General features: G+C 68.4%; 21 protein-coding genes and 1 tRNA gene. 6 read left to right on the forward strand and 16 right to left on the reverse strand.

Going from position 1 to position 23,730, the window contains the following annotated elements; all coding sequences use genetic code 11:
* Positions 1-44: 44 nt before the first annotated feature.
* The 3 genes from ABDJ85_RS08350 to ABDJ85_RS08360 form a co-directional block, all read right to left on the reverse strand.
* A tRNA-Pro gene (locus ABDJ85_RS08350) sits at positions 45-121 on the reverse strand.
* A gap of 12 nt (positions 122-133) precedes the next feature.
* Positions 134-3,337: a UvrD-helicase domain-containing protein gene (locus tag ABDJ85_RS08355; protein ID WP_347704296.1), complete on the reverse strand. Its 3,204-nt coding sequence runs from the start codon at positions 3,335-3,337 to the stop codon at positions 134-136.
* Positions 3,334-5,904: a PD-(D/E)XK nuclease family protein gene (locus tag ABDJ85_RS08360; protein ID WP_347704297.1), complete on the reverse strand. Its 2,571-nt coding sequence runs from the start codon at positions 5,902-5,904 to the stop codon at positions 3,334-3,336. The genes ABDJ85_RS08355 and ABDJ85_RS08360 overlap by 4 nt, the downstream gene beginning before the upstream one ends.
* An 89-nt stretch (positions 5,905-5,993) precedes the next feature.
* Between ABDJ85_RS08360 and trxA the strand changes: the two genes are divergently transcribed.
* The 4 genes from trxA (at position 5,994) to ABDJ85_RS08380 (ending at position 10,010) form a co-directional block, all read left to right on the forward strand.
* Positions 5,994-6,323 (forward strand): thioredoxin TrxA, encoded by a 330-nt coding sequence (gene trxA, locus ABDJ85_RS08365; RefSeq protein ID WP_347704298.1) that lies wholly within the window; start codon positions 5,994-5,996, stop codon positions 6,321-6,323.
* A 231-nt stretch (positions 6,324-6,554) separates the two neighbouring features.
* On the forward strand, positions 6,555-7,820 hold the full coding sequence (gene rho / locus ABDJ85_RS08370; RefSeq protein ID WP_347704299.1) for a transcription termination factor Rho: 1,266 nt from the start codon (positions 6,555-6,557) through the stop codon (positions 7,818-7,820).
* 194 nt (positions 7,821-8,014) lie between these two features.
* Positions 8,015-8,269 carry a type B 50S ribosomal protein L31 gene (locus ABDJ85_RS08375; protein WP_347704300.1) on the forward strand — a complete coding sequence of 85 codons (255 nt, stop codon included), beginning with the start codon at positions 8,015-8,017 and terminating at the stop codon, positions 8,267-8,269.
* A 100-nt stretch (positions 8,270-8,369) separates the two neighbouring features.
* Positions 8,370-10,010 (forward strand): hypothetical protein, encoded by a 1,641-nt coding sequence (locus ABDJ85_RS08380; protein ID WP_347704301.1) that lies wholly within the window; start codon positions 8,370-8,372, stop codon positions 10,008-10,010.
* On the opposite strand, the gene phoR is transcribed toward ABDJ85_RS08380, so the two are convergent.
* The 7 genes from phoR to pstS form a co-directional block, all read right to left on the reverse strand.
* A complete protein-coding gene (gene phoR, locus ABDJ85_RS08385; RefSeq protein WP_347704302.1) occupies positions 9,988-11,358 on the reverse strand; it encodes a phosphate regulon sensor histidine kinase PhoR in 1,371 nt (456 codons plus the stop codon). The genes ABDJ85_RS08380 and phoR overlap by 23 nt on opposite strands.
* 29 nt (positions 11,359-11,387) lie before the next feature.
* The gene (phoB, locus tag ABDJ85_RS08390) at positions 11,388-12,089 is read right to left on the reverse strand and encodes a phosphate regulon transcriptional regulator PhoB (RefSeq protein WP_347704303.1); all 702 of its coding nucleotides are present in this window, start codon (positions 12,087-12,089) and stop codon (positions 11,388-11,390) included.
* A 130-nt stretch (positions 12,090-12,219) separates the two neighbouring features.
* Entirely contained in the window at positions 12,220-12,927 is a 708-nt protein-coding gene (gene phoU / locus ABDJ85_RS08395) for a phosphate signaling complex protein PhoU (RefSeq protein ID WP_347704304.1), read from the reverse strand.
* Positions 12,924-13,709: a phosphate ABC transporter ATP-binding protein PstB gene (pstB, locus tag ABDJ85_RS08400; RefSeq protein WP_347704305.1), complete on the reverse strand. Its 786-nt coding sequence runs from the start codon at positions 13,707-13,709 to the stop codon at positions 12,924-12,926. The genes phoU and pstB overlap by 4 nt, the downstream gene beginning before the upstream one ends.
* A gap of 9 nt (positions 13,710-13,718) precedes the next feature.
* Positions 13,719-14,579 (reverse strand): phosphate ABC transporter permease PstA, encoded by an 861-nt coding sequence (pstA, locus tag ABDJ85_RS08405; RefSeq protein WP_347704306.1) that lies wholly within the window; start codon positions 14,577-14,579, stop codon positions 13,719-13,721.
* Positions 14,576-15,571, reverse strand: a complete 996-nt coding sequence (gene pstC, locus ABDJ85_RS08410; RefSeq protein ID WP_347704874.1) for a phosphate ABC transporter permease PstC — start codon at positions 15,569-15,571, stop codon at positions 14,576-14,578. Before pstC ends, pstA begins: the two co-directional genes overlap by 4 nt.
* A 67-nt stretch (positions 15,572-15,638) precedes the next feature.
* The gene (pstS, locus tag ABDJ85_RS08415) at positions 15,639-16,691 is read right to left on the reverse strand and encodes a phosphate ABC transporter substrate-binding protein PstS (RefSeq protein WP_347704307.1); all 1,053 of its coding nucleotides are present in this window, start codon (positions 16,689-16,691) and stop codon (positions 15,639-15,641) included.
* A 169-nt stretch (positions 16,692-16,860) separates the two neighbouring features.
* On the opposite strand from pstS, the gene ABDJ85_RS08420 reads away from it, so the two are divergent.
* On the forward strand, positions 16,861-17,343 hold the full coding sequence (locus ABDJ85_RS08420; protein ID WP_347704308.1) for a fasciclin domain-containing protein: 483 nt from the start codon (positions 16,861-16,863) through the stop codon (positions 17,341-17,343).
* Positions 17,344-17,346: 3 nt separating this feature from the next.
* On the opposite strand, the gene glmM is transcribed toward ABDJ85_RS08420, so the two are convergent.
* The 4 genes from glmM to ABDJ85_RS08440 form a co-directional block, all read right to left on the reverse strand.
* Positions 17,347-18,675: a phosphoglucosamine mutase gene (gene glmM / locus ABDJ85_RS08425; protein ID WP_347704309.1), complete on the reverse strand. Its 1,329-nt coding sequence runs from the start codon at positions 18,673-18,675 to the stop codon at positions 17,347-17,349.
* A 15-nt stretch (positions 18,676-18,690) separates the two neighbouring features.
* Positions 18,691-19,533: a dihydropteroate synthase gene (gene folP / locus ABDJ85_RS08430; protein ID WP_347704310.1), complete on the reverse strand. Its 843-nt coding sequence runs from the start codon at positions 19,531-19,533 to the stop codon at positions 18,691-18,693.
* Positions 19,534-19,589: 56 nt separating this feature from the next.
* Positions 19,590-21,494: an ATP-dependent zinc metalloprotease FtsH gene (ftsH, locus tag ABDJ85_RS08435; protein ID WP_347704311.1), complete on the reverse strand. Its 1,905-nt coding sequence runs from the start codon at positions 21,492-21,494 to the stop codon at positions 19,590-19,592.
* Positions 21,495-21,607: 113 nt separating this feature from the next.
* Positions 21,608-22,279: an RlmE family RNA methyltransferase gene (locus ABDJ85_RS08440; protein WP_347704312.1), complete on the reverse strand. Its 672-nt coding sequence runs from the start codon at positions 22,277-22,279 to the stop codon at positions 21,608-21,610.
* Between the two features lie 14 nt (positions 22,280-22,293).
* On the opposite strand from ABDJ85_RS08440, the gene ABDJ85_RS08445 reads away from it, so the two are divergent.
* Entirely contained in the window at positions 22,294-22,767 is a 474-nt protein-coding gene (locus tag ABDJ85_RS08445; RefSeq protein ID WP_347704313.1) for a YhbY family RNA-binding protein, read from the forward strand.
* Here the strand turns inward: ABDJ85_RS08445 and ABDJ85_RS08450 are convergent.
* Positions 22,745-23,203: a DUF4149 domain-containing protein gene (locus ABDJ85_RS08450; protein ID WP_347704314.1), complete on the reverse strand. Its 459-nt coding sequence runs from the start codon at positions 23,201-23,203 to the stop codon at positions 22,745-22,747. The two genes, ABDJ85_RS08445 and ABDJ85_RS08450, sit on opposite strands and share 23 nt — an antisense overlap.
* Positions 23,203-23,679: a transcription elongation factor GreA gene (gene greA, locus ABDJ85_RS08455; RefSeq protein WP_347704315.1), complete on the reverse strand. Its 477-nt coding sequence runs from the start codon at positions 23,677-23,679 to the stop codon at positions 23,203-23,205. Before greA ends, ABDJ85_RS08450 begins: the two co-directional genes overlap by 1 nt.
* Positions 23,680-23,730: the final 51 nt, after the last annotated feature.

The following is a 23,730-nucleotide window of genomic DNA, read 5'->3' on the forward strand; positions in this document are numbered from 1 at the left end:
AAGAAAACGGCCCACCGGGATGAACCGGCAGGCCGTTTGAAGAATGGTCGGGGCGGCGGGATTCGAACTCGCGACCCTCTGCTCCCAAAGCAGATGCGCTACCAGGCTGCGCTACGCCCCGAAGCCGCGCATTCTATGCGAGGGCGATCACCCGTCCCTCGCCACTGATGAGTGCCGCACGCACGAGCTCGCCCGGCTGCAGCGCCTGCACCGCCGCCACGTAGCCGCTCAGCTGCGCGTGGTAGGCCTCAACGGCCTCGGGCGTGCGGCCGAGCTTGTAGTCCAGCACCCACCAGGTGGCCGGTTCGCTGGCCGTGGCGCGGCACTGCACGAGGCGGTCGATGCGGCCTTCCGCCTCACCCACAGTCACGGCCACTTCGTTGCCGGCCCAGAGCAGCTCGGCGGGGTCGAAGAAGGGCCGGGCCTCGGCGCTTTGCAGGATGGCGCGGGCGCTGCGCTCCAGTTGCTGGCGGCCGGCGGCGTCGAGCCCAAAGGCCTGGCTGCTGCTGGCCAGCAGGGCCGCCAGCGGTTGGGCCTGGCCGGACTGGCTGGCCCACTCCAGCACGCGGTGCAAGGCCTCGCCCACCTGGGCGGTGCGGGCGTCTTCGGCGGCGTCCACGGGCAGGGGCACGGCCTGGCCCTGCCAGGCGGGCAGCGGCTGCCAGCTCAGGCTGCCGCCCATGGCGAGGGGCGCGGCCGGCGCGGTGGCGGGCCAGTCCTGCGCCAGCGGCGCGAGGCGAGCCCACCAGCTGGGCGGGGCCTCGGCGCTGGGCGCGCGGCTGGGTGGCGTGCGGCTGAGGATGAGGCAGTGCCGCGCGCGGGTGAGGGCCACGTAGAGGGCGTTCATCTCCTCGCGCTGGCGGGCGGCCTGCTCGGCGGCCACCAGCGCGGCCAGCGAGGGCGGCGGGCGGCTCTCGGACGCCAAGAAGGCGGCCTGGCGCGGCGCGGGCTGCTCGACCGGCCAGTCCAGCAGCAGGCCCATGCTCTCGGCGCGGCTGGGGGCGGCATCGGCGTCCAGCAATAGCACGACCTCGGCCTCCAGGCCCTTGGCGCCGTGGATGGTCAGGAGCTGCACGCCCTCCTCCAGCGCCCCGCCGGCAAACTTGACGGGCCGCTGCTTGAGCGCCCGCACAAAGCCATAGAGCTGGGCGTAGCGGCCACCGTCCAGGTCCAGCGCGGCGCGCAGCAGGGCCTGCACGCTGCGCACGCGGCCGGGGGCTTCGGCGGGCGGTGCGCTGGCCAGCAGGCGGGGCAGCAGATCGCCCTCGTGCAGGACGCGGTCGAGCAGCTCGTGCGGCGTGCTTGATGACGCGGCGGCCTGCCAGGCGGCGAGCAGCTGCTGGGCACGTGCAAGGCCGGGGCTGGGCGCGGCCAGAGACTGCAGCGCCTGCCACCAGGGCTGGCGCTGGGGCGCGGAGTCTTGGCCGAGGAGCGTCACGCTGCCGGCCCCTTCGGCCACGGCTTGCAGCTCGGCGTCATCCAGACCAAACAGCGGGCTGGCCAGGGCCTGGGCGAGCGAGAGGTCATGCCCTGGCGAGGCCAGCGCGTCCAGCAGGGCCAGCAGGTCTTGCACGGCCGGGGCGTCGCGCAGCAGGTTGTCCTCGGGTGCGGCGTGGGGGATGCCGGCACTGGTGAGCGCCTGGCTCAGTTGGCGCAGCGGCTCGCGCTTGCGGGCCAGCACAAAGATGTCCTGCGGGCGCAACCCCGGCCGCGTGGCCAGCAACTGGGCAATGCAGGCGGCCACGCGCTGGCACTCGGCCGCGCGGCGCTGGAACTCGGGCTCGTGGCGCGGCTCGGTCAAGCTCGGGCGCCAGCGGCTGGGGTCTTGCTCGCGCTCGCTGCGCTCCTGCGCGGGGCCGTCGAGCCGCCACAGGCCGGCGAGCGTGTCGGTGCCTGGCGGCAGCTCGGTGGTATGGGGCCTGAAGTCGTCGAGCACATCAGCCAAGCTGGCGTTGACAGCCGCCAGCACCTCGGGCGCATTGCGCCGTGTGTGGTCGCAGGCCAGGGCCACGCCGCCCAGCCCTTGCTGGACGAAGCGCCGCGCGGCGGCAAACACGCGCGGCTCGGCACGGCGGAAGCGGTAGATGCTTTGCTTGGGGTCGCCCACGATGAAGACGCTGACCGCCGCGCCCCCGCCCGCGCCGGCGTAGGCCGACAGCCAGCCGTGCAGGGCCTGCCATTGCAGCGGGCTGGTGTCCTGGAACTCGTCGATGAGCAGGTGGCGCACCTGGGCGTCGAGCCGCTGCTGCACCCAGCCGGCCAGCTCAGGCCGCGCCAGCAGCGCGAGGGCGCCGCGCTCCAGGTCGTTCATGTCGACGAGGCCGCGCGTGCGCTTGAGGGCTTCGTATTCGCCGATCAAGCGGCGCGCCAGGCGGCACATGGCCGCGTGCTGCTGGCTAGCTTCCAGTTGATCGAAGGCGGCCTTGATTTCGGTCAGCGCCTCCACGGCGTTGTCGAGCAGAGGGCTGCTGCCGAGGTTCTGGCGCAGCTGGTCCTTCTGCGTGAAGAGCGCTGCCCAGGTGCTGGCGAAGTCGGTGGCCTGCTCCAGCGCAGCAGCGGCCTTCTGCGCGGTGACCTTGCCCTGGCCCAGCCAGCGAGCCAGCTCCAGCAACTGCGGGCGCAGCGCGGCAAAGTGGGTGGCGGGGTCGAAGCCGGGCGGGGGCAGGCTGGCCTCTAGCACCGTGTCCGCCAGGCCCAGCTCCACGCGCTTGGCAAAGGCCGCCAGCAGCCAGGCGCGCAGGTTGTGCCGGCCACGCTCGATGCTGAGGGTTTCAAAGTCAGCGAGGCCCTCGGCGTCGGCCAGCACCTGGGCATGGAAGCGCCGCCAGAGCTGCGGCATCAGCTCTTCTTCGTCTTCGATCAATTGCAGCTCGGGCGAGATGCCCAGCTCGGCCAGCAGGCTCAGCGGCGCGGCGCGCAGCAGCTGCGAGAACCAGCCATGAAAGGTGCGCACCTCGACCCCGCGACCACCACTCAGCAACTGGGCCTGCAGCGCGGCCAGGCGTGGTGCCAGGCGCTGGGCTTCGTCAGGGCCCAGGCCCCGGTCCCGCAAGGCCTGGGTGCGCGTGGCGGCGTCGGCCGCGGCGTACTCGGTCAGCCACTCGGCCAGGCGCTGGCGCATCTCACCCGCCGCCTTGCGCGTGAAGGTGATGGCCACGATCTGCTGCGGCTCCGCGCCAGCCAGCAGCGCCCGCAGGATGCGCGAGACCAGCATCCAGGTCTTGCCCGCGCCAGCGCAGGCCTCAACGACGCAGCTGCGCGCGGGGTCGCAGGCCAGCGCATAGAAGCGCTCGCGCGGGACGCGGTCACCGTCGGCAAAGTAAGCGGCGGCGCTCATGCTTGGTCATCCTTGCGGCAGAGGCCGCGCATGTCGCAGTGCTCACACAGGCGGCCTTCTCCGAGGGCTGGCAGGGCGGCGCCGGCCAGGATGTCGCTCAGCTCCTGCTGCAGGGCGTCGCGCAGCTGGGCGGCGCTTTGGGCCACGTCGGGGTGGGTCACCAGCTTCAGGGCCTCGGGTTCATCCAGGGCCAGGTAGGCGGCCTGCAGGCTGGGGCCGTCAGGGGCCAGCAGCGCGTAGACGGCGAGCTGGGTGTCTTCGAGCGGCGCCTTGACCTTGGCGCTGAGGTCGCTGGCGCGGCCGGTTTTGTAGTCGAGCAGCAAACGGCCTTGGGGCGTGGTGTCGAGGCGGTCGATGCGGCCTTGCAGCACCAGGCCAGCGAGCTGGCCGTCAAAGGGCTGCTGGCGCTGGGTCAGCTCGCCGGCCTCGTAGTGCTGGCCAGCGGATTCGGCCTGGGCCAGCCAGGCGAGATAGCGCGGCACGAGGCGCTCGAAGCTGGCGCGGTAGGGCAGAAAGTCGGCTTCATCCAGGCTCTGCAGCTCGGCGTCGGCTGCTGCACGCAGCAGCGCGGCGTCGTCCTGCCCGGGCGTGTCACGCCGCTGCTCATGGAAGCGGTGCAGCACGGCGTGCAGCCAGGTGCCGTAGTCGCGCTTGTCGGCTTCGGTGTCGATCTCGTCGGCCGGCCGCAGGCCCAGCACCTGGCCGGCAAAGAACTGGTAGGGGCAGTTGCGCAGCGCGTCGATGCCGGTGGCGCTGAGGGCTGCGGGCAGGCGGGCAGGCGCGGCGGCGCGGCGTGTGGTGGGCGCCGCGCGTTGCAGCGGTTGGATGGGCTGAAGGGCGCGCTCGTCCTGCCAGGCCGGCAGCGGGTGGCCCAGGGCGGCTTGCAGTTGGTCCAGCAGGGGGCTCGCGGGCAAGGGCTCGGCGCCGGCAAAGCGGCAGCGCAGCAGGGTGAGCGCAGGGCTGCGCAGCAACTGGGCAAAGGCCTTGGCCTGGGCGGCGCGCTCGGCCGCCGCATGGGGCAGGCCCAGCTGCTGGGCATCGGCATCCGACAGCACACCCAGGCGCGGCGCGGGCGCGGCCAGCGTGGCCGCATCGGCGCCGGGCAGCACCACGGCGCCAAAGGGGCGCAGCAGCGCGCGGGCCATGGGCGTGATCACGACGGCGGCCTGGTGCTCGGGCTCGGCGCTGAACTGCGCGGCTTCCAGCGTGGCGTCCACCCAGGCCAGGAACTCGGCGGGGCTGAGGCGCGTGGCGCCGATCAAGGCCTCGTGCGCACTACCCTCCCAGGGGTTGCGCGACACCCAAAGCGCCTCCAGCAACGGCACGCCGCCTTCGACGACGCTCAGCGGCGCCAGCGCACGCAGCACGCGGCCCAGGTCGGCCAGCCAGGCGCCCAGCTTGCGTGGGCCGCCGCGCAGCGGGGCCGTCAGGTCGCGGGCACGGTGCCAGACGGGCAGGTCAAGCAGGTCCAGCCGCTCGGGCTGGCGCCAGCCTTTGCGGCGGCACAGGGCCTCCAGGCTGGCGAGGGGCTCGGGCTCCCAGCCCACCGTCAGCGGCGACTTGAGCCAGGCCAGCCAGTCGTCCATGGCGGCTTGACCGAGGTTGGCGAGGTTGGCGCGCAGCAGGGCCATCAGGGCGGCAGCGGCCGGCGTGGTGGCCAGGGTCCAGCCGGTTTCGTCCAGCACCGGCACACCCTGCCGGCCCAACAGCGCGCGCACGCGCCGGACCACCACGCGGTCCTGCGCCAGCAGCGCCACGGGCGCACGGCCGGCATTGAGGTGCTGGAGCACGGCAGTGGCCGTGGCCTCGGCGAGAGCCTCGAAGTCATCACACAGCGCCAGATCCAGGCTGCCAGTGGGGGCCAGGCCGGGTGCCAGTTCGAAGTCGGCCACCAGGCGCAGGGCGGGCACGTCTCCGGTCATCAAGGCTTCTGCCAGCGGGTCGGGGCCGCCGGCCTCCAGCACGATCCAGGCGCTGGGGCGCAATGTGAACAGCGTGTCGGTCGGGGCTGGGCGGTCGCCGGCCATCACCCAGGCCAAGGCCACGAGCCCGAGCGCGCGCTCCAGCTCGCCCGGCCCGCTGACGGCCTGCAGGCGCTGGCGCACCTGCTCAAACCAGGCGGCCCGCTGCACCGGCGGGCGCTGCGCGGCACCCCGCGCCAGCAGGTGCGCGGTCTCGACCATCTGGGTGCGGGCAGCCAGGTAAGCGGCGTCGCTGTGCTGGCGCAGTTGCTGGGCCCAGCTTTGGCCGGCAAGCAGGGTGTCGGCGGTGAAGGCGTCCATCGCGGCGTCGAGGCTGATCTGCCCCGGCGCCGCCAGCAAGCTGGGCCCGAGCGACGACGCCAAGCTGCGGCTGGTGGTGAGCTGGGGCGCCCAGCCCGGCCGCGCGGCAAAGGCGCGCCGCGCGGGCCCGATGTGCTGCGCAAAGGGCAGCAGCACGATGGCATCACGCGCTGCAAGGCCCTGTCGCTGCAGCCATTCGCCCACCGCAGCGGCCAGCCGCTGCCAGAAATCGGCGCCGGCAGCACCCGCTTCGCTCCCGCCCAGCTCGATGACCGATGCTTGCACCCTGTAGCCCTTGCCTTTAGCCCTTGCGAAATGGGTCAAGCGACCCGATATGTCAGAATCATTTTCACTTCCCCCCGCAGGACCATCTCATGGCCAGTGAACTGATCAAACACGTATCCGACGCCTCGTTCGACAGCGAGGTCATCCAGGCCGGCAAGCCGGTGCTGGTGGACTATTGGGCCGAATGGTGCGGCCCGTGCAAGATGATTGCGCCCATCCTGGACGAAGTGGCCGCCGGCTATGGCGACAAGCTGCAGATCGCCAAGATGAACGTCGACGAGAACCGCGAAGTGCCGGCCAAGTTCGGCATCCGCGGCATCCCGACGCTGATGCTCTTCAAGGACGGCCAACTGGCCGCTACCAAGGTCGGCGCGCTGTCCAAGGCCCAATTGACGGCCTTCCTGGACGCCAACCTATAATCTCCCCCACGCTCGCTGCGGCACCTGACCGGCTCCATCGCCGGCCCCGCCGCAGCAGCGCTGCCAACATGTCCGGCCGCACGTTCTCGCGGCACGAGACATGGACTCGGCGACACCTCCCCCCGCATCCATTTCCATCGCGCCGCTCGACGCAGTTTCCGAGCGGGAGGTCGCCGCAGTATTTGCCCCTGCGCGTTGGCGCGCGCATCGGCCCTGAACGGGTTCCACCCCATGCATCTGTCTGAACTCAAAGCGCTCCACGTCTCGGCCCTGATCGAGATGGGCGAGGCCCTGGAGATCGAAAACGTCACCCGCCTGCGCAAGCAGGAGCTGATGTTCGCGATCATGCGAAAGCGCGCCAAGGCGGGCGAACAGGTCTTCGGCGACGGCGTCCTCGAAGTGCTGCCCGACGGCTTCGGCTTCCTGCGCTCCATCGAAGCCAGCTACATGGCCTCGACCGACGACATCTACCTGTCGCCGAGCCAGATCCGCCGCTTCAACCTGCACACCGGCGACCTCGTCGAAGGCGAAGTGCGCGTGCCCAAGGATGGCGAGCGCTACTTTGCGCTGGTCAAGGTGGACCGCATCAACGGCCAGACGCCCGAACAGATCAAGAACAAGATCATGTTCGAGAACCTGACGCCGCTGTTCCCCAAGGAGCAGTTCAAGCTGGAGCGCGAAGGCTTCAAGGGCGAAGAGAACATCACCGGCCGCATCATTGACCTGCTGGCCCCGATCGGCAAAGGCCAGCGCGCACTGATCGTCTCGCAGCCCAAGACCGGCAAGACCGAGATGATGAAGAGCCTGGCGCATGCGCTGGTGGCCAACCATCCGGACTGCCACCTGATCGTGCTGCTGGTGGACGAACGTCCCGAAGAAGTGACCGAAATGGTCCGCACCGTGCGCGGCGAGGTCATCAGCTCGACCTTTGACGAGCCCGCCGCCCGCCACGTGCAAGTGGCCGAAATGGTGATCGAGCGCGCCAAGCGCCTCGTCGAGCTCAAGAAGGACGTGATCATCCTGCTGGACTCGATCACCCGCCTGGCCCGCGCCTACAACAATGTGCTGCCCAGCTCCGGCAAGGTGCTGACCGGCGGTGTGGACGCCAACGCCCTGCAGCGCCCCAAGCGCTTCTTCGGCGCGGCGCGCAACATCGAGGAAGGCGGCTCGCTGACCATCATCGGCACGGCCCTGATCGACACGGGCTCGAAGATGGACGAAGTCATCTACGAAGAGTTCAAGGGCACCGGCAACTGCGAAATCCACCTGGATCGCCGCATGGCCGAGAAGCGCGTCTACCCGTCCATCCTGATCAACAAGTCCGGCACCCGCCGTGAAGAGCTGCTGCTCAAGCCCGAGATCCTGCAAAAGAGCTGGATCCTGCGCAAGCTGCTCTACAACATGGACGAGATCGAGGCGATGGAGTTCATCCTCGACAAGATGAAGGCGTCGAAGAACAACCTGGACTTCTTCGACATGATGCGGCGCGGTGGGTGAGACGCGACCGAGGACAGGACCTGCGTCCTGTCCGACGCTCGTCGAACGACCGCGCACGTCATGCGTGCGCGGGCATAGCCAAGCCGACACGAAGTCCGCTAGAATCGCGGGTTTTCCGCCCAGACACCCCTGGTAAGTGCGCCGCTCAGCAGTTTCAAGCAAGGCGTGGCTACCAACCTAGCCAAGAGGTCCCCATGAAAGAAGGCATTCACCCCAATTACCGTGACGTGGTCTTTGTTGACCTGTCCAACGGCTTCCAGTTCGTGACGCGCTCGACCTTGCAAACCAAGGAAACCATCGAGCTCGACGGCAAGACCATGCCGCTGGTGAAGCTGGAAACGACGAGCGAGTCGCACCCCTTCTACACGGGCACGCAAAAGAGCATCGACAACCTCGGTGGCCGCGTCGAGAAGTTCCGCAACAAGTTCCGCGTCGGCATCAAGAAGTAAGCCTGACCGCTTGTGCGTCGAAGGGCAGCCTCTGGCTGCCCTTTGCTTTTGGCCCGCGCAAACTTGCGCTGGCTTCTTTGTGCGGCATCATCGCGCCACCTTGAACACCCCCACCCCCGCCATCGTCTCAGAGCGCAGCGCGCAGCGGCTCCCGCGCCTGGTGCTGCTGTTGCTGTGCATCGCCTATGTGGTGCCGGGCGTGTTTGGGCGGGACCCCTGGCGCAATGCCGACCTCAGCGCCTTTGGCTTCATGGCCAGCCTGGCCAAGGGCTCGGCGCCCTGGTGGCAACCAGCGATTGCCGGCATCCCGGCCGAGGGCGGGCCCCTGCCCTACTGGCTGGGTGCGCTGGCCATCAAGCTGCTGCCCTGGCTGGATGCGGCCGTGGCGGCTCGGTTGCCGTATGCGTTGGTGCTGGCGGGCGTGCTGGTGCTGGTCTGGTATGCGGCCTTCCATCTGGCGCGCACCGAGGCCGCCCAACCCATCGCCTTTGCCTTTGGCGGCGAGGCGCAACTGGTGGACTACGCACGGGCACTGGCCGATGGCGCCCTGCTCGCCATGATCGCCACGCTGGGCCTGTTGCTGCTGGGGCACGAGACCACGCCCGAGCTGCTGCAGTTGCTGGCGGCCAGCTGCTACCTGTACGGCCTGGCGGCGGCGCCCTACCGGCCCGGGCGGTCTCGGCTGGCGGTGTTTGCCGCCCTGCCCTTGCTGGCCGCCAGCGGCGCCCCGAGCGTGGCGCTGTGGCTGGGGGCGCTGGGGCTGGTGCTCGCGCACCGCTCCAGCTACGAGGCCGCGCAGCGCCTGCGTGTGTGGCTGCTCGCATCAATGGCCACCGCCGTGCTGGCCGCCTGGCTGTTTGACGCCTGGGCCTGGCGGCTGCGGCCGATGGCCGACGTGCCGGCCCTGATCAATCTCATCGCCTGGTTCACCTGGCCGGCGCTGCCGATGTCACTGTGGGCGCTGTGGCGCTGGCGCAGCCACCGCCTGCGTCGGCACATCACCATCCCGCTGGTGTGCGCGCTGGTGCCGCTGGGCGCCTGTGTGGCCATGAATGGTGCCGACCGTGCGCTGCTGCTGGCCCTGCCGGCCCTGGCCGTGCTGGCGGCTTTTGCGCTGCCCACGCTGCAGCGCGGCTTTGCGGCGGCCGTGGACTGGTTCTCGGTGCTGTTCTTCAGCGCCTTCGTGCTCTTTGTCTGGATCTACTACCTGTCCATGCACACCGGCTGGCCGGCGCAGCCGCTGGCCAATGTGCGCAAGCTGGCGGCCGGCTTTGAGCCCAGCTTCCAGCTGCTGCCCCTGCTGCTGGGCGCAGCTGGCACGCTGGCCTGGCTGGCCCTGGTGCGCTGGCGCACCGCGCGGCACCGCCATGCGATCTGGAAGAGCCTGGCCCTGCCGGCGGGCGGCGTGGCGGCCGTGTGGCTGCTGGTGATGACGCTGCTGCTGCCGCCGCTGGACTACGCGCGCAGCCTCACGCCGCTGCTGGCCAGCGTGCGGCCGCATTTGCCGCTCGATGCGCCCTGTGTGGCTGGTCGTGGCCTGAGCCTGCCGACGCTGGCGGCTCTGCAGTTTCAGGGTGGCTGGCGCATGGAAGCGCGCAGCGACGTGGCGAGCTCTGCCTGCCCCTATGCCTTGCTGCAAGCCGGGCAGAGCATGCCGCCAGGCTGGGTGCTGGTGGCGGAAGTGCGCCGTCCGACCGACCGCTCGGGCGCCCAGGCGCTCAGCGTATTGCGCCGGCCGTGAGCTGGGCGACCATGGCCTCGGCGCCGAGGCTGTGGTCACCGCCCTCACGCACGCGCGCGGCGGGGAAGACGAGCCGGAAGCGCGAGCCCTTGCCCACTTCGCTGTCGATCACGAGCTCGCCGCCATGGCGCTGCATCACGTGCTTGACGATGGCCAGCCCCAGGCCCGTGCCGCCGGTCTCGCGCGAGCGGCTGCCGTCCACGCGGTAGAAGCGCTCGGTCAGCCGCGGGATGTGCTCGCGCGCGATGCCAATGCCGTGGTCCTGCACCGAGACCTCGCCGGTGCCGTCTTCCAGCCGCCGCCAGCGCAGCTCGATCTCGCCACCGTCGGGGGTGTAGCGCACTGCATTCGAGGCCAGGTTGCCGATGGCGCTCAGCAGCTCGGCCTCCACACCGGCCAGCTCCACACCGGTGGCGGCATCAAAGCGGATCGGGTGTCGGCCGTTGGACAAGGCTTGCGCGTCGGCTGCGGCGCGGGCGATCAAGGTATCAAGCTGCACCCAGCGGTCAGACGCCGGACGCGGGCTGCCTTCCAGCGTGGCCAGGGTCAGCAGGTCGGCCACCAGGGTTTGCATGCGGCCAGTCTGCGTGCTCATCAGGTGCAGCACCCGCTCGCGTTCCACGCCCGTCAACGGCAGGGACTGCATGGTCTCGATGAAGCCGGCCAGCACCGTCAGCGGCGTGCGGATCTCGTGCGAAACATTGGCCACGAAGTCGCGGCGCATGGCCTCGGAGCGCACGCGCTCGGTGACATCCTGGGTGAGCACGAGGCGGTAGCCATCCGCGTAGTCGCGCACGATGACGGACAGCGCGCCGGGCCCGCGCAGCGGATTGAGCTGCAGCACCTCGTCATACGCCCCGCGCTGCAGGAAGCTGACGAAGGCTGGCAGCCGCACGAGGTTGGTCACGCGCTGGCGCAGGTCGCGCACGGGGTCGAGCGCAAAGTGATCGGCCGCCATGCGATTGCACCAGACGATCTGCTCGTGCGAGTCCAGCAGCAGCACGCCATTGGGCGAGGCCTCGATGGCGGAAAGGAACTGCACCAGCTGCTCGCGCTCGCGCACGATCTGGCGGTCACGGTCGCGCAGCGCGCGCTCCACGCGGTAGCCGATCTCGCCCCAGAGGCCGGCATCACGCGGTGCCGACTGCGCCAGGTCACCCTTGAGCCAGTGGATGAGGCGCAGGCCGCGCAGGCCGTCCACGGCCACCACAAAGCCAGCCGCCACCAGCGCCGCCACGCCCAAGGCCAGGCCGGGGATGTTCAACAAGCCCAGCAGGGCCCAGCCAGCAAAGGCCCCGAGCGCGCCGGCCAAGATGGCCAGCAGCAGGCGTGCAACGAAGAGACTCAACTGCCCTGCCTCAACTCAATCAACAACCATCAAGCCGACAGCGCCGCCGCGTGCTCGGTCAGCCGGTAGCCCGCGCCGCGCACCGTCTCGATCAGGCGGGCGCACTGCACGGGCTCCAGGGCCTCGCGCAAGCGCTTGATGTGCACGTCGACCGTGCGCTCTTCGATGAAGACGTGGTCGCCCCAGACGCGGTCGAGCAACTGGGCACGGCTGTGCACACGTTCCGGGTGGGTCATGAAGAAGTGCAGCAGGCGGAACTCGGTCGGGCCGACCTTCACCTCCTGCCCCTCGCGCGACACGCGGCGCGTGCCGGGGTCGAGCGTCAGCGGGCCCACGGTGACGGCGGTGTCCAGCGCCTCGGGCGCCTTGCGCCGCAGCACAGCACGCATGCGGGCCAGCAGCTCGTTGGTCGAAAAAGGCTTGGTGATGTAGTCGTCAGCCCCGGCATCCAGGCCGGCGACCTTGTCGCTCTCCTCGGCCCGCGCCGTCAGCAGGATGACCGGCAGCTCCTTGGTGCGCGCGGCCGAGCGCCACTGGCGGGCCAGCGCCACGCCGGATTGACCGGGCAGCATCCAGTCGAGCAACACCAGGTCGGGCAGCACCGCATCGACAGCGGCTTGTGCCTGCGCGGCATCGGCCGCCAGCGTGACCTCGAAGCCCGCGTGGCGCAGGTTCAGGGCAATCAGCTCGGCAATCGCAGATTCGTCTTCAACAACCAGTACGGAACTCATTCGATCACTCCAAATGTGGGCAAGGCCCACTGGCGCATCCACTCAGCGGCAGCCGCAGATCCGGCTTTGCCGGGCTGCTGGCTGCGCCCCCTTGAGGGGGCCGGCGAAGCCGGTAGGGGGTGGGCCCAGCTCACTTCACCATCACTTCGACGGCTTCGGGGGGGTTGTGGCGCACGTCCGTGCCCTTGACCACATAGATCACCACCTCGGCCAGGTTCTTGGCGTGGTCGCCCACGCGCTCGATGGCCTTGGCCACAAAGACCAGGTCGATGGATGAGGAGATGGTGCGCGGGTCTTCCATCATGTAGGTGATGAGCTTGCGCAGCAGGCCTTCGAACTCCTTGTCGATCTGGTCGTCGTGCTTGAGCACCTCGACGGCGCGCTCCACATCGAGCCGGGCAAAGGCATCGAGGGCCTTGCGCAGCTGGGCCGTGGCCAGGTCGGCCTCGAAGGAGAGGTCCGTCATCGGCAGGCGCAGCCGCGTGGGCACACCGCCTTCGATCAAGCGCTGCGCGGTGCGGGCCACGCGGGCCGCCTCGTCGCCCACGCGCTCCAGGTTGGCGATGGTCTTGGAGATGGCGATCAAGAGGCGCAGGTCACGCGCGGTGGGCTGGCGGCGGGCAATGATGGTGGAGAGCTCGCGGTCGATCTCCACTTCCATGGCGTTGACCTTCTCCTCGGTGCGCACGACCTCGATGGCCATCTCGCCGCTGAAGGTGACCAGCGCCTGCACGGCCTGCGCCACTTGAGCCTCAACGAGGCCACCCATTTCGAGCACGCGCGTTGAGATGCCGCTGAGCTCGGCGTCAAACTGAGTGGAGAGGTGTTTGTCAGTCATCCGAAGCGCCCCGTGATGTAGTCTTCCGTGTCCTTCTTCTTCGGCTTCATGAAGAGATCGGCCGTGGGGCCGAACTCGATCAAGTCGCCGAGGTACATGTAGGCCGTGTAGTCCGAGCAGCGCGCGGCCTGCTGCATGTTGTGGGTCACGATGGCCACCGTGTAGTCGTTCTTGAGCTCGTGGATCAGCTCTTCGATCTTGCCGGTGGAGATCGGGTCCAGCGCCGAGCAAGGCTCGTCGAGCAGCAGCACCTCGGGCTTGATGGCGATGCCGCGCGCAATGCACAGCCGCTGCTGCTGACCGCCGGAGAGGCCTGAGCCGCTTTGGCCCAGCTTGTCCTTCACCTCGGTCCAGAGCGCGGCCTTCTTGAGCGCCCATTCCACGCGCTCATCCATCTCGGCGCGCGGCAGGGTCTCGAAGAGGCGCACGCCGAAGGCGATGTTGTCGTAGATCGACATCGGGAAAGGCGTGGGCTTCTGGAACACCATGCCCACCTTGGCGCGGATCAGGGAGACATCATCCTTGCTGGACAGGATGTTCTCGCCATCGAGCAGGATTTCGCCTTCGGCCCGCTGCTCGGGGTAGAGCTCGAACATGCGGTTGAGCGTGCGCAAGAGCGTGCTCTTGCCGCAGCCCGAGGGGCCGATGAAGGCGGTCACCTTCTTCTCGGGGATGTCAAGGTTGATGTTCTTCAGGGCATGGAAGTTGCCGTAGAAGAAGTTGAGATTGCGCACCGAGAGCTTGGCGCGCTCGGCGATGGGGAGTTCGATTTTGGCGTCCATGGGGTGCGATCAGTGTTTGTTCTTGAAGAGCACGCGGGCCAGGATGTTGAGCATCAGCACGCCGATGGTGATGAGGAAGACCCCCGCCCAGGCCAGCTTCTGCCAGTTCTCGTAGGGGCTCATCGCAAACTTGAAGATGGTGACCGGCAGGCTGGCCATGGGCTCGGAGAGCGAGCTGGTCCAGAACTGGTTGGAAAGCGCGGTGAAGAGCAGCGGCGCCGTCTCGCCCGACACCCGCGCCAGGGCCAGCAGGATGCCAGTGATCACGCCCGAGCGTGCGGCCTTGAGGGTGACGGTGAGGATGACCTTCCACTTGGGCGTGCCCAGCGCATAGGCCGCCTCGCGCAGCGCATTGGGCACGAGGCTGAGCATGTTTTCGGTGGTGCGGATCACGACCGGGATCACGATCAGCGCCAGCGCCAGCACACCGGCCCAGCCCGAGAAGCCCTTGAAGCGCGCCACCACCACTGCGTAGATGAAGAGGCCGACCACGATGGACGGCGCCGAGAGCAGGATGTCGTTGACGAAGCGCACCGTGCGCCCGAGCCAGGTGCCCACGCCGTACTCGGCTAGGTAGACGCCCGCGAGGATGCCGATGGGCGTGCCCAGCAGCGTGGCCAGGCTCACCATCATGAAGGAACCGAAGATGGCATTGGCCAGGCCACCCACCTCGGCCTGCGGCGGCGGCGTCATCTCGGTGAACGTGGAGAGGCCAAGGCCTCCCATGCCCAGCGTCACGGTCTCAAAGAGGATCCAGAGCAACCAGAACACGCCAAAGGCCATGGCCCCGAGCGAGAGCGTCAGCGCGATGGCATTGGTGCGTTTGCGCTTGGCATGCAGGCCTAAGCGCTTGGCGTCGAGCGTCTTCATGCGCGGCTCCCTTCGCTCTTCTTGAGGCGCGAGAGCATCAGCTTGGACAGGCTCAGCACGACGAAGGTGATGAAGAACAGCACCAGGCCCAGGTACATCAGCGAGGCCTGGTGCAGACCCTCGCCCGCCTCGGCAAACTCATTGGCCAGGGCCGAGGTGATGCTGTTGGCGGCCTCGAAGACCGACAGCGAATTCAGCTGGTTCATATTGCCGATCACGAAGGTGACGGCCATGGTCTCGCCCAACGCGCGGCCCAGGCCCAGCATGATCCCGCCGACCACGCCGGTCTTGGTGAAGGGCAGCACGATCTTGGAGACAACCTCCCAGGTCGTTGCGCCGAGGCCGTAGGCGCTCTCTTTGAGCATCGGCGGCGTGACCTCGAACACATCCCGCATCACCGAGGCGATGAAGGGAATGATCATGATGGCCAGGATGATGCCGGCCGACAGGATGCCGATGCCCACCGGCGGTCCCGACACCAGGCCGCCCAGCACCGGCACGCCGGTGAGCACGGCCTGCAGCGGCTGCTGCACATAGGTGGCCAGGATGGGCCCGAAGACGAGCAGGCCCCACATGCCGTAGACGATGGAGGGCACAGCGGCCAGCAGCTCGATGGCGATGCCCAGCGGCCGGCGCAGCCAGTTCGGCGACAGCTCGGTCAGGAACATCGCAATCCCGAAGCTCACCGGCACCGCGATCAGCAGCGCGATCAGCGAGCTGGCCAGGGTGCCGTAGATCATCACCAGGCCACCAAACTTCTCCTGCACCGGGTCCCATTCGGCCGACCAGAGGAAGGACAGGCCATAGGCCTGGATGGCCGGCGACGCGCCCATCACCAGCGAGCCGATGATGCCCGCCATCAGCGCCAGGGTCAGCCAGGCGGCGCCCTGCGCCAGGGCGGCAAACACGGCGTCGGCCCAGGGCCAGTTGCGGCGGCGGGGGGGCGGGGGGGCCGCCGGCTCTACACGCTGGTTGCCGCGCTGCTCACCCAGTTGGTGAAACGGGCTGTCGTCGGCAGGAAGGATGGCGGCCACAGCGGCTCCCGGGGAGATGAAGGATTTACTTGAACGCGACGGGCTTTCCGGCCGCGTCCTTGATCTGCGCGGCCCACTGCTTGCGCACCAGTTCCTTCACGGCAGCGGGCAGGGGCACGTAGTCCAGTTCGTCGGCCATCTTGTCGCCGCTGTTGTAGGCCCACTCGAAGAACTTGAGCGCAGCGCTGGCATTCAGCGGCTTGTCCTGAACCTTGTACATCAGGATGTAGGTCGGGTTGGTCAGCGGCCAGGCGTCCTTGCCGGGCTGGTCGGTGGTGATTTGGTAGAAGGTCTTGTTCCAATCAGCACCGGCAGCAGCGGCCTTGAAGGCATCGTCGCTGGGCTGGACCCAGGCGCCGTCACGGTTCTTGAGCTGCACATAGGTCATCTTGTTCTGCTTGACGTAGGCGTACTCGACATAGCCGATCGAGTTGGGCAGGCGCTGCACGAAGGCGGCCACGCCCTCATTGCCCTTGCCTGCCGTGCCCACCGGCCACTTGACGGCGGTGCCCTCACCGACCGACGACTTCCAGCTCTCGCTGACCTTCGACAAATAGTTGGTGAAGATGAAGGTGGTGCCGGAACCATCAGCGCGCGCCACCGGAGCGATGACGGCTTCGGGCAGCGGCACGCCGGGGTTGAGCGCCGTGATGGCGGCATCGTTCCACTTGGTGATCTTGCCCAGGTAGATGTCGGCCAGCACGGGGCCGGTCAGGCGGATCTGGCCGGGCTGGATGCCCTTGATATTGACCACCGGCACCACGCCGCCGATCACGGTGGGGAACTGCAGCAGGCCATCCTTGGCCAGGTCCTCGTCCTTCAGCGGCATGTCGGAGGCGCCGAAGTCGACCGTCTTGGTCTTGATCTGCTTGATGCCCGCGCCGGAGCCGACCGATTGGTAGTTGATGCGCGCGCCAGAGGCCTTGTGATACGCATCGGCCCACTTGGCATAGATGGGCGCCGGGAAGGTGGCGCCCGCGCCGATGACGTCTTGCGCCATCGCGCCTGCCGAGAGGGCGGCCAGCGCCAGCGCAGCGAAGGTCTGAGAGATCGGGGAGGTGATCGGGAAGAGCTTCATGAGGGGCCTGTCACAGAGGTCGTGGTTGACGATGTCCGGCATCCTATGAATCGAATATGACAGCCTCGTGACCCCAAACAAGCCGTGTGACAACCCGACTGAGGTGGTCACGGCTTCGTCATGATGCCTGCCTAGAGTGCGCCTGTCATTGCCCACAGGAGACTCTCCCATGCTGCGTCGCCGCACCACCGTTGGCCTGCTGGCCCTCTCGTCGATCCTGGCCGCTTGCGCCACCACACCGGCACCAGCCCCCATCCCGGAGGCCGCCGCCGCCCAAGCCCAGCTCAGCACCTTCACCGCCCTGGTGCAGCAGGCCGGCCTGGCCGATGCCCTGCGCGGTGCGGGCCCGTTCACGGTGTTTGCGCCCAGCGACGAGGCCTTCAAGGCCCTGCCCGCCGCCACGCTGGCCAGCCTGCGCGCCAGCCCGGCCCAGCTCAAGGACGTGCTGAGCCTGCACGTCGTGGCCGCCCAACTGCCGGCCGAGGCTATCAAGAACGGCCCGGCCAAGAGCCTGCAAGGCGCCAACCTGGCCCTGGCCAAGGCCGGCGACTTCGTGACCGTGGAAGACGCCATGGTCCAGCAGGCCAACCTGGCCGCCAGCAATGGCGTGGTGCACGTGATCGACCGCGTGCTGCTGCCCGCGAAGAAGTAAGCCCTATTGAAGCGTGGCAGCCAGGCGCTCGGCCTGGCGCTTGGCCACCTCGGCTTCGGCGGCCTCGACCATCACCCGCACCAAGGGCTCAGTGCCGGAGGCGCGGATCAACACCCGCCCCCGGTCGCCTAGCTCGGCCGTCACCGCAGCCTGGGTGTCGGACAGCGCGGTGTTGGTCTTCCAGTCCTGCCCGGGCTGCAGGCGCACATTGATCAGGGTCTGCGGGAAGAGGCTGACGCCGTCCAGCTGCTCGGCGATGCTGCGCCCGGTGCGGCAGACCGACTGCAGCACCAGCAGGCTGCTGACGATGCCGTCGCCGGTGGTGTGCTTGTCGAGGGCCAGCAGGTGGCCCGAGCCTTCGCCACCCAGCTGCCAGCCGCGCGCGGCCAGCTCTTCGAGCACGTAGCGATCGCCCACCTTGGCGCGGACGAAATCCACCCCGCGTGACTTGAGCGCCAGCTCGACCGCCATATTGGTCATCAAGGTGCCTACGGCGCCGGGCACGGCGAGGCCCTGGCCCAGGCGGTCGTGCACCATCACGTAGAGCAGTTCATCGCCGTTGTAGAGGCGGCCGGCTGCGTCCACCAGTTGCAGGCGGTCGGCATCGCCGTCAAGCGCCACGCCGTAGTCGGCACCGTGCTCCTTGACCGCCGCAACCAGCGCAGCCGGCGCGGTGGCGCCGAAGCCCTTGTTGATGTTGTAGCCATCGGGCTTGCAGCCGATGGGGATGACCTCGGCACCCAGCTCATGGAAGACGTCCGGTGCCACGTGGTAGCCCGCGCCGTGCGCGGCGTCCACCACGATCTTGAGCCCGCGCAGCGTCAGGTCGGAGCCGAAGCAGTTCTTGCAGAACTCGATGTAGCGGCCCCGCGCGTCTTCCAGCCGGCGGGCGCGGCCCAGGCTGGCGGAATCGACCCAGGCTGGCGGCTCGTCCAGCGCCTGCTCCACGGCCAGCTCCCAGGCATCGGGCAGCTTCTCACCCTTGTCAGAGAAGAACTTGATGCCGTTGTCCGGGTAGGCGTTGTGCGAGGCGCTGATGACCACGCCGAGGTCCAGCCGCAGCGCGCGGGTCAGGTAGGCCACACCCGGGGTGGGCAGCGGGCCGGTGAGCAGCACATTGACGCCCGCCGAGGCAAAACCGGCCTCCAGGGCCGACTCGATCATGTAGCCAGAAATGCGCGTGTCCTTGCCAATCAGCACCGTCGGATGTTCGCGGTCACGGCGCAGCACGCGGCCCACCGCATGGCCGAGGCGCAGCATGAAGTCCGGCGTGATGGGCGACTGGCCCACCGTGCCACGGATGCCATCGGTCCCGAAGAATTTGCGGCTCATTGAGCAGGCCTCTGATCAGATCTGATTGGGGCCGGCATTGTCGCTGACGGCTTGCCACACTTTGAGCGCATCCACGGTGGCCGCGACATCGTGCACACGCAGGATGTGCGCGCCGTGCTGGACGGCCTTGAGCGCCGCCGCCAGGCTGGCCGGCAGGCGCTCGGTCACCGCACGGCCGGTGATCTCGCCCAGGGTCCGCTTGCGCGACCAGCCCACCAGCAAGGGGTGGCCGAGCGTGGCAAGTTCAGCCTGCCGGGCCAGCAGGCGCAGGTTCTGCTCGTGGGTCTTGGCAAAGCCGTAGCCGGGGTCGATGGACACCCGCTCGGCCGCCACGCCGGCAGCGCGCACCGCGTCGGCCCGCTCACGCAGGAAGGCGGCCACCTCGCCAACGACGTCGACGTACTCTGCGAGCTGGGCCATGGTGGCGGGCTCGCCCTTCATGTGCATCAGGCAGACACCGACCTCACTGCCGGCCACCACGTCCACCGCGCCGGGCGCCTGCAGGGCCTGGATGTCGTTGACCACGTCCACGCCCAGTTCGATGGCACGCCGCATGACCTCGGGCTTGCAGGTGTCCACAGACACGGGCACACCCAGCTGCAGGCTGGCGCGCAGCACGGGCTCGATGCGCGCCCACTCGGCCTCGGCCTCGACACGCGGTGCACCGGGGCGGCTGGATTCACCGCCGATGTCGAGCAGATCGGCGCCCTCGGCGACCAGGCGCTCGGCATGAGCAATGGCCTCACGCGCGGCCGCAAACTGGCCGCCGTCCGAGAAGGAGTCGGGCGTGACGTTGACGATGCCCATCACGCGCGGGCGGCTGAGGTCGAGGCGGAAGCGGCGGGTCTGCCAGTGCATGGGGCCGGGATGGAAAAAGGCCCGATCAGATCGGGCCTTGGTGGGGTCAGCGTCGGTCAGGCGGCTTGAGGGGCGCTGTCCGGCTTGATGTTGGGGCTGCCGCCGCCGTCGGTCGGGCCGCTGGGGGCCGAGCCTTCACCGGGCGCACGCGGCGGGCGGCCGGCCATGATGTCCAGCACCTGGTCGCGGTCGATGGTTTCCCATTTCATCAGCGCATCGGTCATGGCCTCGATCTTGTCACGGTTGGTCTCGATGATTTGCTTGGCCACGGCGTACTGCTCGTCGAGGATGCGGCGGATCTCGGAGTCCACCTTCTGTTGCGTGGTCTCGCTGATGCTGGTGGTGCGCGTGACGCTGCGGCCGAGGAAGACCTCGCCCTCGTTCTCGGCGTAGACCATGGGGCCAAGGGCCGGACTCATGCCGTAGCGGGTGACCATGTCGCGGGCCATGCCGGTGGCACGCTCGTAGTCGTTGGAGGCGCCTGTCGAGATATCGCTCAGGAAGATCTCCTCGGCCACGCGACCGCCGAACAGGATGGCGATGCGGTTGAGCATCTGCTTGAAGTAGAGGCTGTGCTGGTCACGCTCGGGCAGTTGCCAGGTCACGCCCAGCGCACGGCCACGCGGCATCACCGTCACCTTGTGGACCGGGTCGGTGCCGGGCAGCATCTCGGCCACCACGGCGTGGCCGGACTCGTGATACGCCGTCGCGCGCTTTTCGTCCTCGGTCATGACCATGGACTTGCGCTCGGGGCCCATGTAGATCTTGTCCTTGGCACGCTCGAAGTCGATCATCTCGACCAGGCGGGCATTGCGGCGCGCGGCGAACAGGGCTGCTTCGTTGACCAGGTTGGCCAGGTCGGCGCCGCTCATGCCGGGCGTGCCGCGGGCAATGATGGAGGCGTTGACGTCCTGCCCGATGGGCACCTTGCGCATGTGGACGTTGAGGATCTGCTCGCGGCCACGGATGTCCGGCAGGGTCACGTAGACCTGGCGGTCAAAGCGACCCGGGCGCAGCAGGGCCGGGTCCAGGATGTCAGGGCGGTTGGTGGCCGCGATGACAATGACGCCGAGATTGGTCTCGAAGCCGTCCATCTCGACCAGCATCTGGTTCAGGGTCTGTTCGCGCTCGTCGTTGCCACCGCCCAGGCCCGCACCGCGATGGCGACCCACGGCGTCGATTTCGTCGATGAAGATGATGCAGGGCGCGCTCTTCTTGGCCTGCTCGAACATGTCGCGCACACGGGCCGCGCCCACGCCGACGAACATCTCGACGAAGTCAGAGCCCGAGATCGTGAAGAAGGGCACCTTGGCCTCGCCGGCGATGGACTTGGCCAGCAAGGTCTTGCCGGTGCCCGGAGGGCCGACCATCAGCACGCCGCGCGGGATGCGGCCGCCAAGCTTCTGGAACTTCTGCGGGTCCTTCAGGAAGTCCACCAGCTCCTTCACCTCTTCCTTGGCCTCGTCGCAGCCGGCCACGTCGGCGAAGGTGATGGTGTTGTTGTTCTCGTCCAGCATGCGGGCCTTGGACTTGCCGAAGCTGAAGGCTCCGCCCTTGCCGCCGCCCTGCATCTGGCGCATGAAGTAGACCCAGACGCCGATCAGCAGCAGCATGGGGCCCCAGTTCATCAGCATGCTGACGAGCAGGCTTTGTTCCTCGCGCGGCTTGACGTCGAACTTGACGCCGGCGTTGCGCAGGTCACCCACCAAGCCACGGTCCAGGTAGGTGGCGGTGACGCGCAGCCTCTTGCCGTCGGTCGTCTCCGCAATGATTTCGGAGCCCCCCGCACCGTCTGGCAGGGTGACGGACTTGATGCGCCGTGCCTGGACCTCGTCGAGGAACTCTGAATAGCCGATGGTGTTACCCGGGGCCGATCCACCGCCGAACTGCTTGACGACCGTGAACAGCACCAGGGCGATCACGATCCAGACGGCGAATTTCGAAAACCATTGATTGTTCACAGGGACTCCTGGGTCAGGCGGCACCGGCCAGCGACTGGCAAGGGGTTCCCCCCGATTGCTGACCGTGCGGCGCACATGGGGGCGATTTTAGGAGAGTCAAGCTGCAAGCCGACTTACGGCTTCTTGCCCACACCAACGAGAAAGGTTTCTGCCGAGCGATCGCGTGACGCTTTTGGCTTCACGGCCTTGACCTTGCGGAAGTTGGCCTTGAAGAGTTCAACCAGCTGGCTGTACCCCTCACCATGGAAAACCTTGGCCACCAGCGCCCCGTCGGGCTTGAGGTGCTGGCGCGAGAAGTCCACCGCCAGCTCGACGAGATTGGAGATGCGCGCAGCATCGGTGGAGGCGATGCCCGAGAGGTTGGGCGCCATGTCAGACACCACCACATCGACCGGGCGGCTGGCCAGCGCGGCCTCCAACTGGGCATACACGGCGGCATCCTGAAAGTCGCCCTGGATGAAGTGCACGCCCTCGATGGGCTCGAAGTCCAGCAGGTCCAGCGCAATGATGGTGCCATTGAGCTGCCCCACGGCCGCCCCGCCCTGGCCCGCCTCCTTGGGCGCGAAGCGGCGGCGCAGGTACTGGCTCCAGGCGCCCGGGGTGGCGCCCAGGTCCACCACCACCTGCCCAGGGCGGATCAGCTTCAGTTCCTCGTCGATCTCCTTGAGCTTGTAGGCGGCGCGGGACCGGTAGCCGTCCTTCTGCGCCTGCTGCACATAGGGGTCCGACACATGGTTGTTCAGCCATGCCTTGTTGAGCTTCTTGCTCTTGGTCTGTGTCTTCATTCGATAATCCCGACATGCCTGCAATCATTCTGACCCCTGCCGAGCGCAAGGAACAACGCGCCGCTGCCCATCACCTCGACCCCGTCGTGATGGTCGGTGGAGACGGCCTGACGCCCGCCGTGGTCAAGGAAACCGACGCCGCCCTCAAGGCCCATGGCCTGATCAAGGTGCGTGTCTTCAGCGACGACCGCACGGCCCGCGAGGCCATGCTGGGCCAGCTGTGCGACGAGCTGTCGGCCGCGCCCATCCAGCACATCGGCAAGCTGCTGGTGCTGTGGCGCCCGCTGCCGCCCAAGGCCAAGGCCGAGCGCGAGGACGCCATGCCCGGGCCGCGCGTGGTCAAGATCGTCAAGTTCGCCAAGAACGGCAACAGCCGCCCCACCATCAAGAAGCTCAAGGTCTTTGGCAATGAGCGCGTGACGGCCGGCGGCGAGGTCAAGCGCGCCAAGCCGCGCCAAGGCAGCGTCAAGAAGCAGCGCCAGGACTGAGCCGGCTCACCAGGCGCCAAGCCAGGGCCAGCACCGCCAGGCCCTTGAGCCCAAAGAAACCGAGCGAGACCCCGTGCAGCGCCGCAAAGCTGGCGATGCCCGTGCCCGCGCGCGCCTGGGCCATGAGGGGCTGCAAGCCGTAGTAGCCGGCCACGGTGCAAAAGAGCGCTGCGGCGGGCAGCAGCAGTTCGGCCGACAGGGCCGGCACGGGCTGGCCCGCGTCCAGGGCATCACGGGCATGCCGCCGCTCAAAGAGGATTGCCAAAAGCGCGGCAGCCAGGCTCACCTCGGCCTCGACGCTGAACAGCCGGCCCACGTAGAGGCCCGCCACCGTGCGCTCCAGCACCGCAAAGGCACTGGGTGCCGCCGCCAGGGCGACGCACAGCAAAAAGCCGCCCCATAGGGCGGCCAGCAGGGCATGGAGCTTGGGGCGCATCACTCGTAGCGCACGCCCATGACCTCGTAGCGGCGCACGCCGCCGGGCGCTTGCACCTCGGCCGCATCACCCACCGACTTGCCGATCAAGGCCCGCGCGATGGGTGAACCGATGGAGATGCGACCTTCCTTGATGTCGGCCTCGTCCTCACCCACGATCTGGTAGGTCACGGCATTGCCGCTGTCCTCGTCTTCCAGGTCCACGGTGGAGCCAAACACGATGCGGCCGCCAGCGTCCAGTTGGCTGGGGTCGATGATCTGCGCGGCCGCCAGCTTGCCCTCGATTTCGAGGATGCGGCCCTCGATGAAGCCTTGCTTGTCCTTGGCCGCGTCGTACTCGGCGTTCTCGGACAGGTCGCCCTGCGCTCGCGCCTCGGCGATGGCGTTGATGACGGCATGCCGCTCGACGGTCTTGAGGCGGTGCAGCTCTTCCTTGAGCTTCTCGGCGCCGCGCTTGGTGATGGGAATCGTCGACATATCTAGCAATCTCTGAGGACAAAAAGAAGCCGCCGCCAGCGGCCCGCAGTG

The sequence above is a fragment of the Roseateles paludis genome (assembly GCF_039872745.1).
Classification (GTDB): domain Bacteria; phylum Pseudomonadota; class Gammaproteobacteria; order Burkholderiales; family Burkholderiaceae_C; genus Pelomonas; species Pelomonas paludis.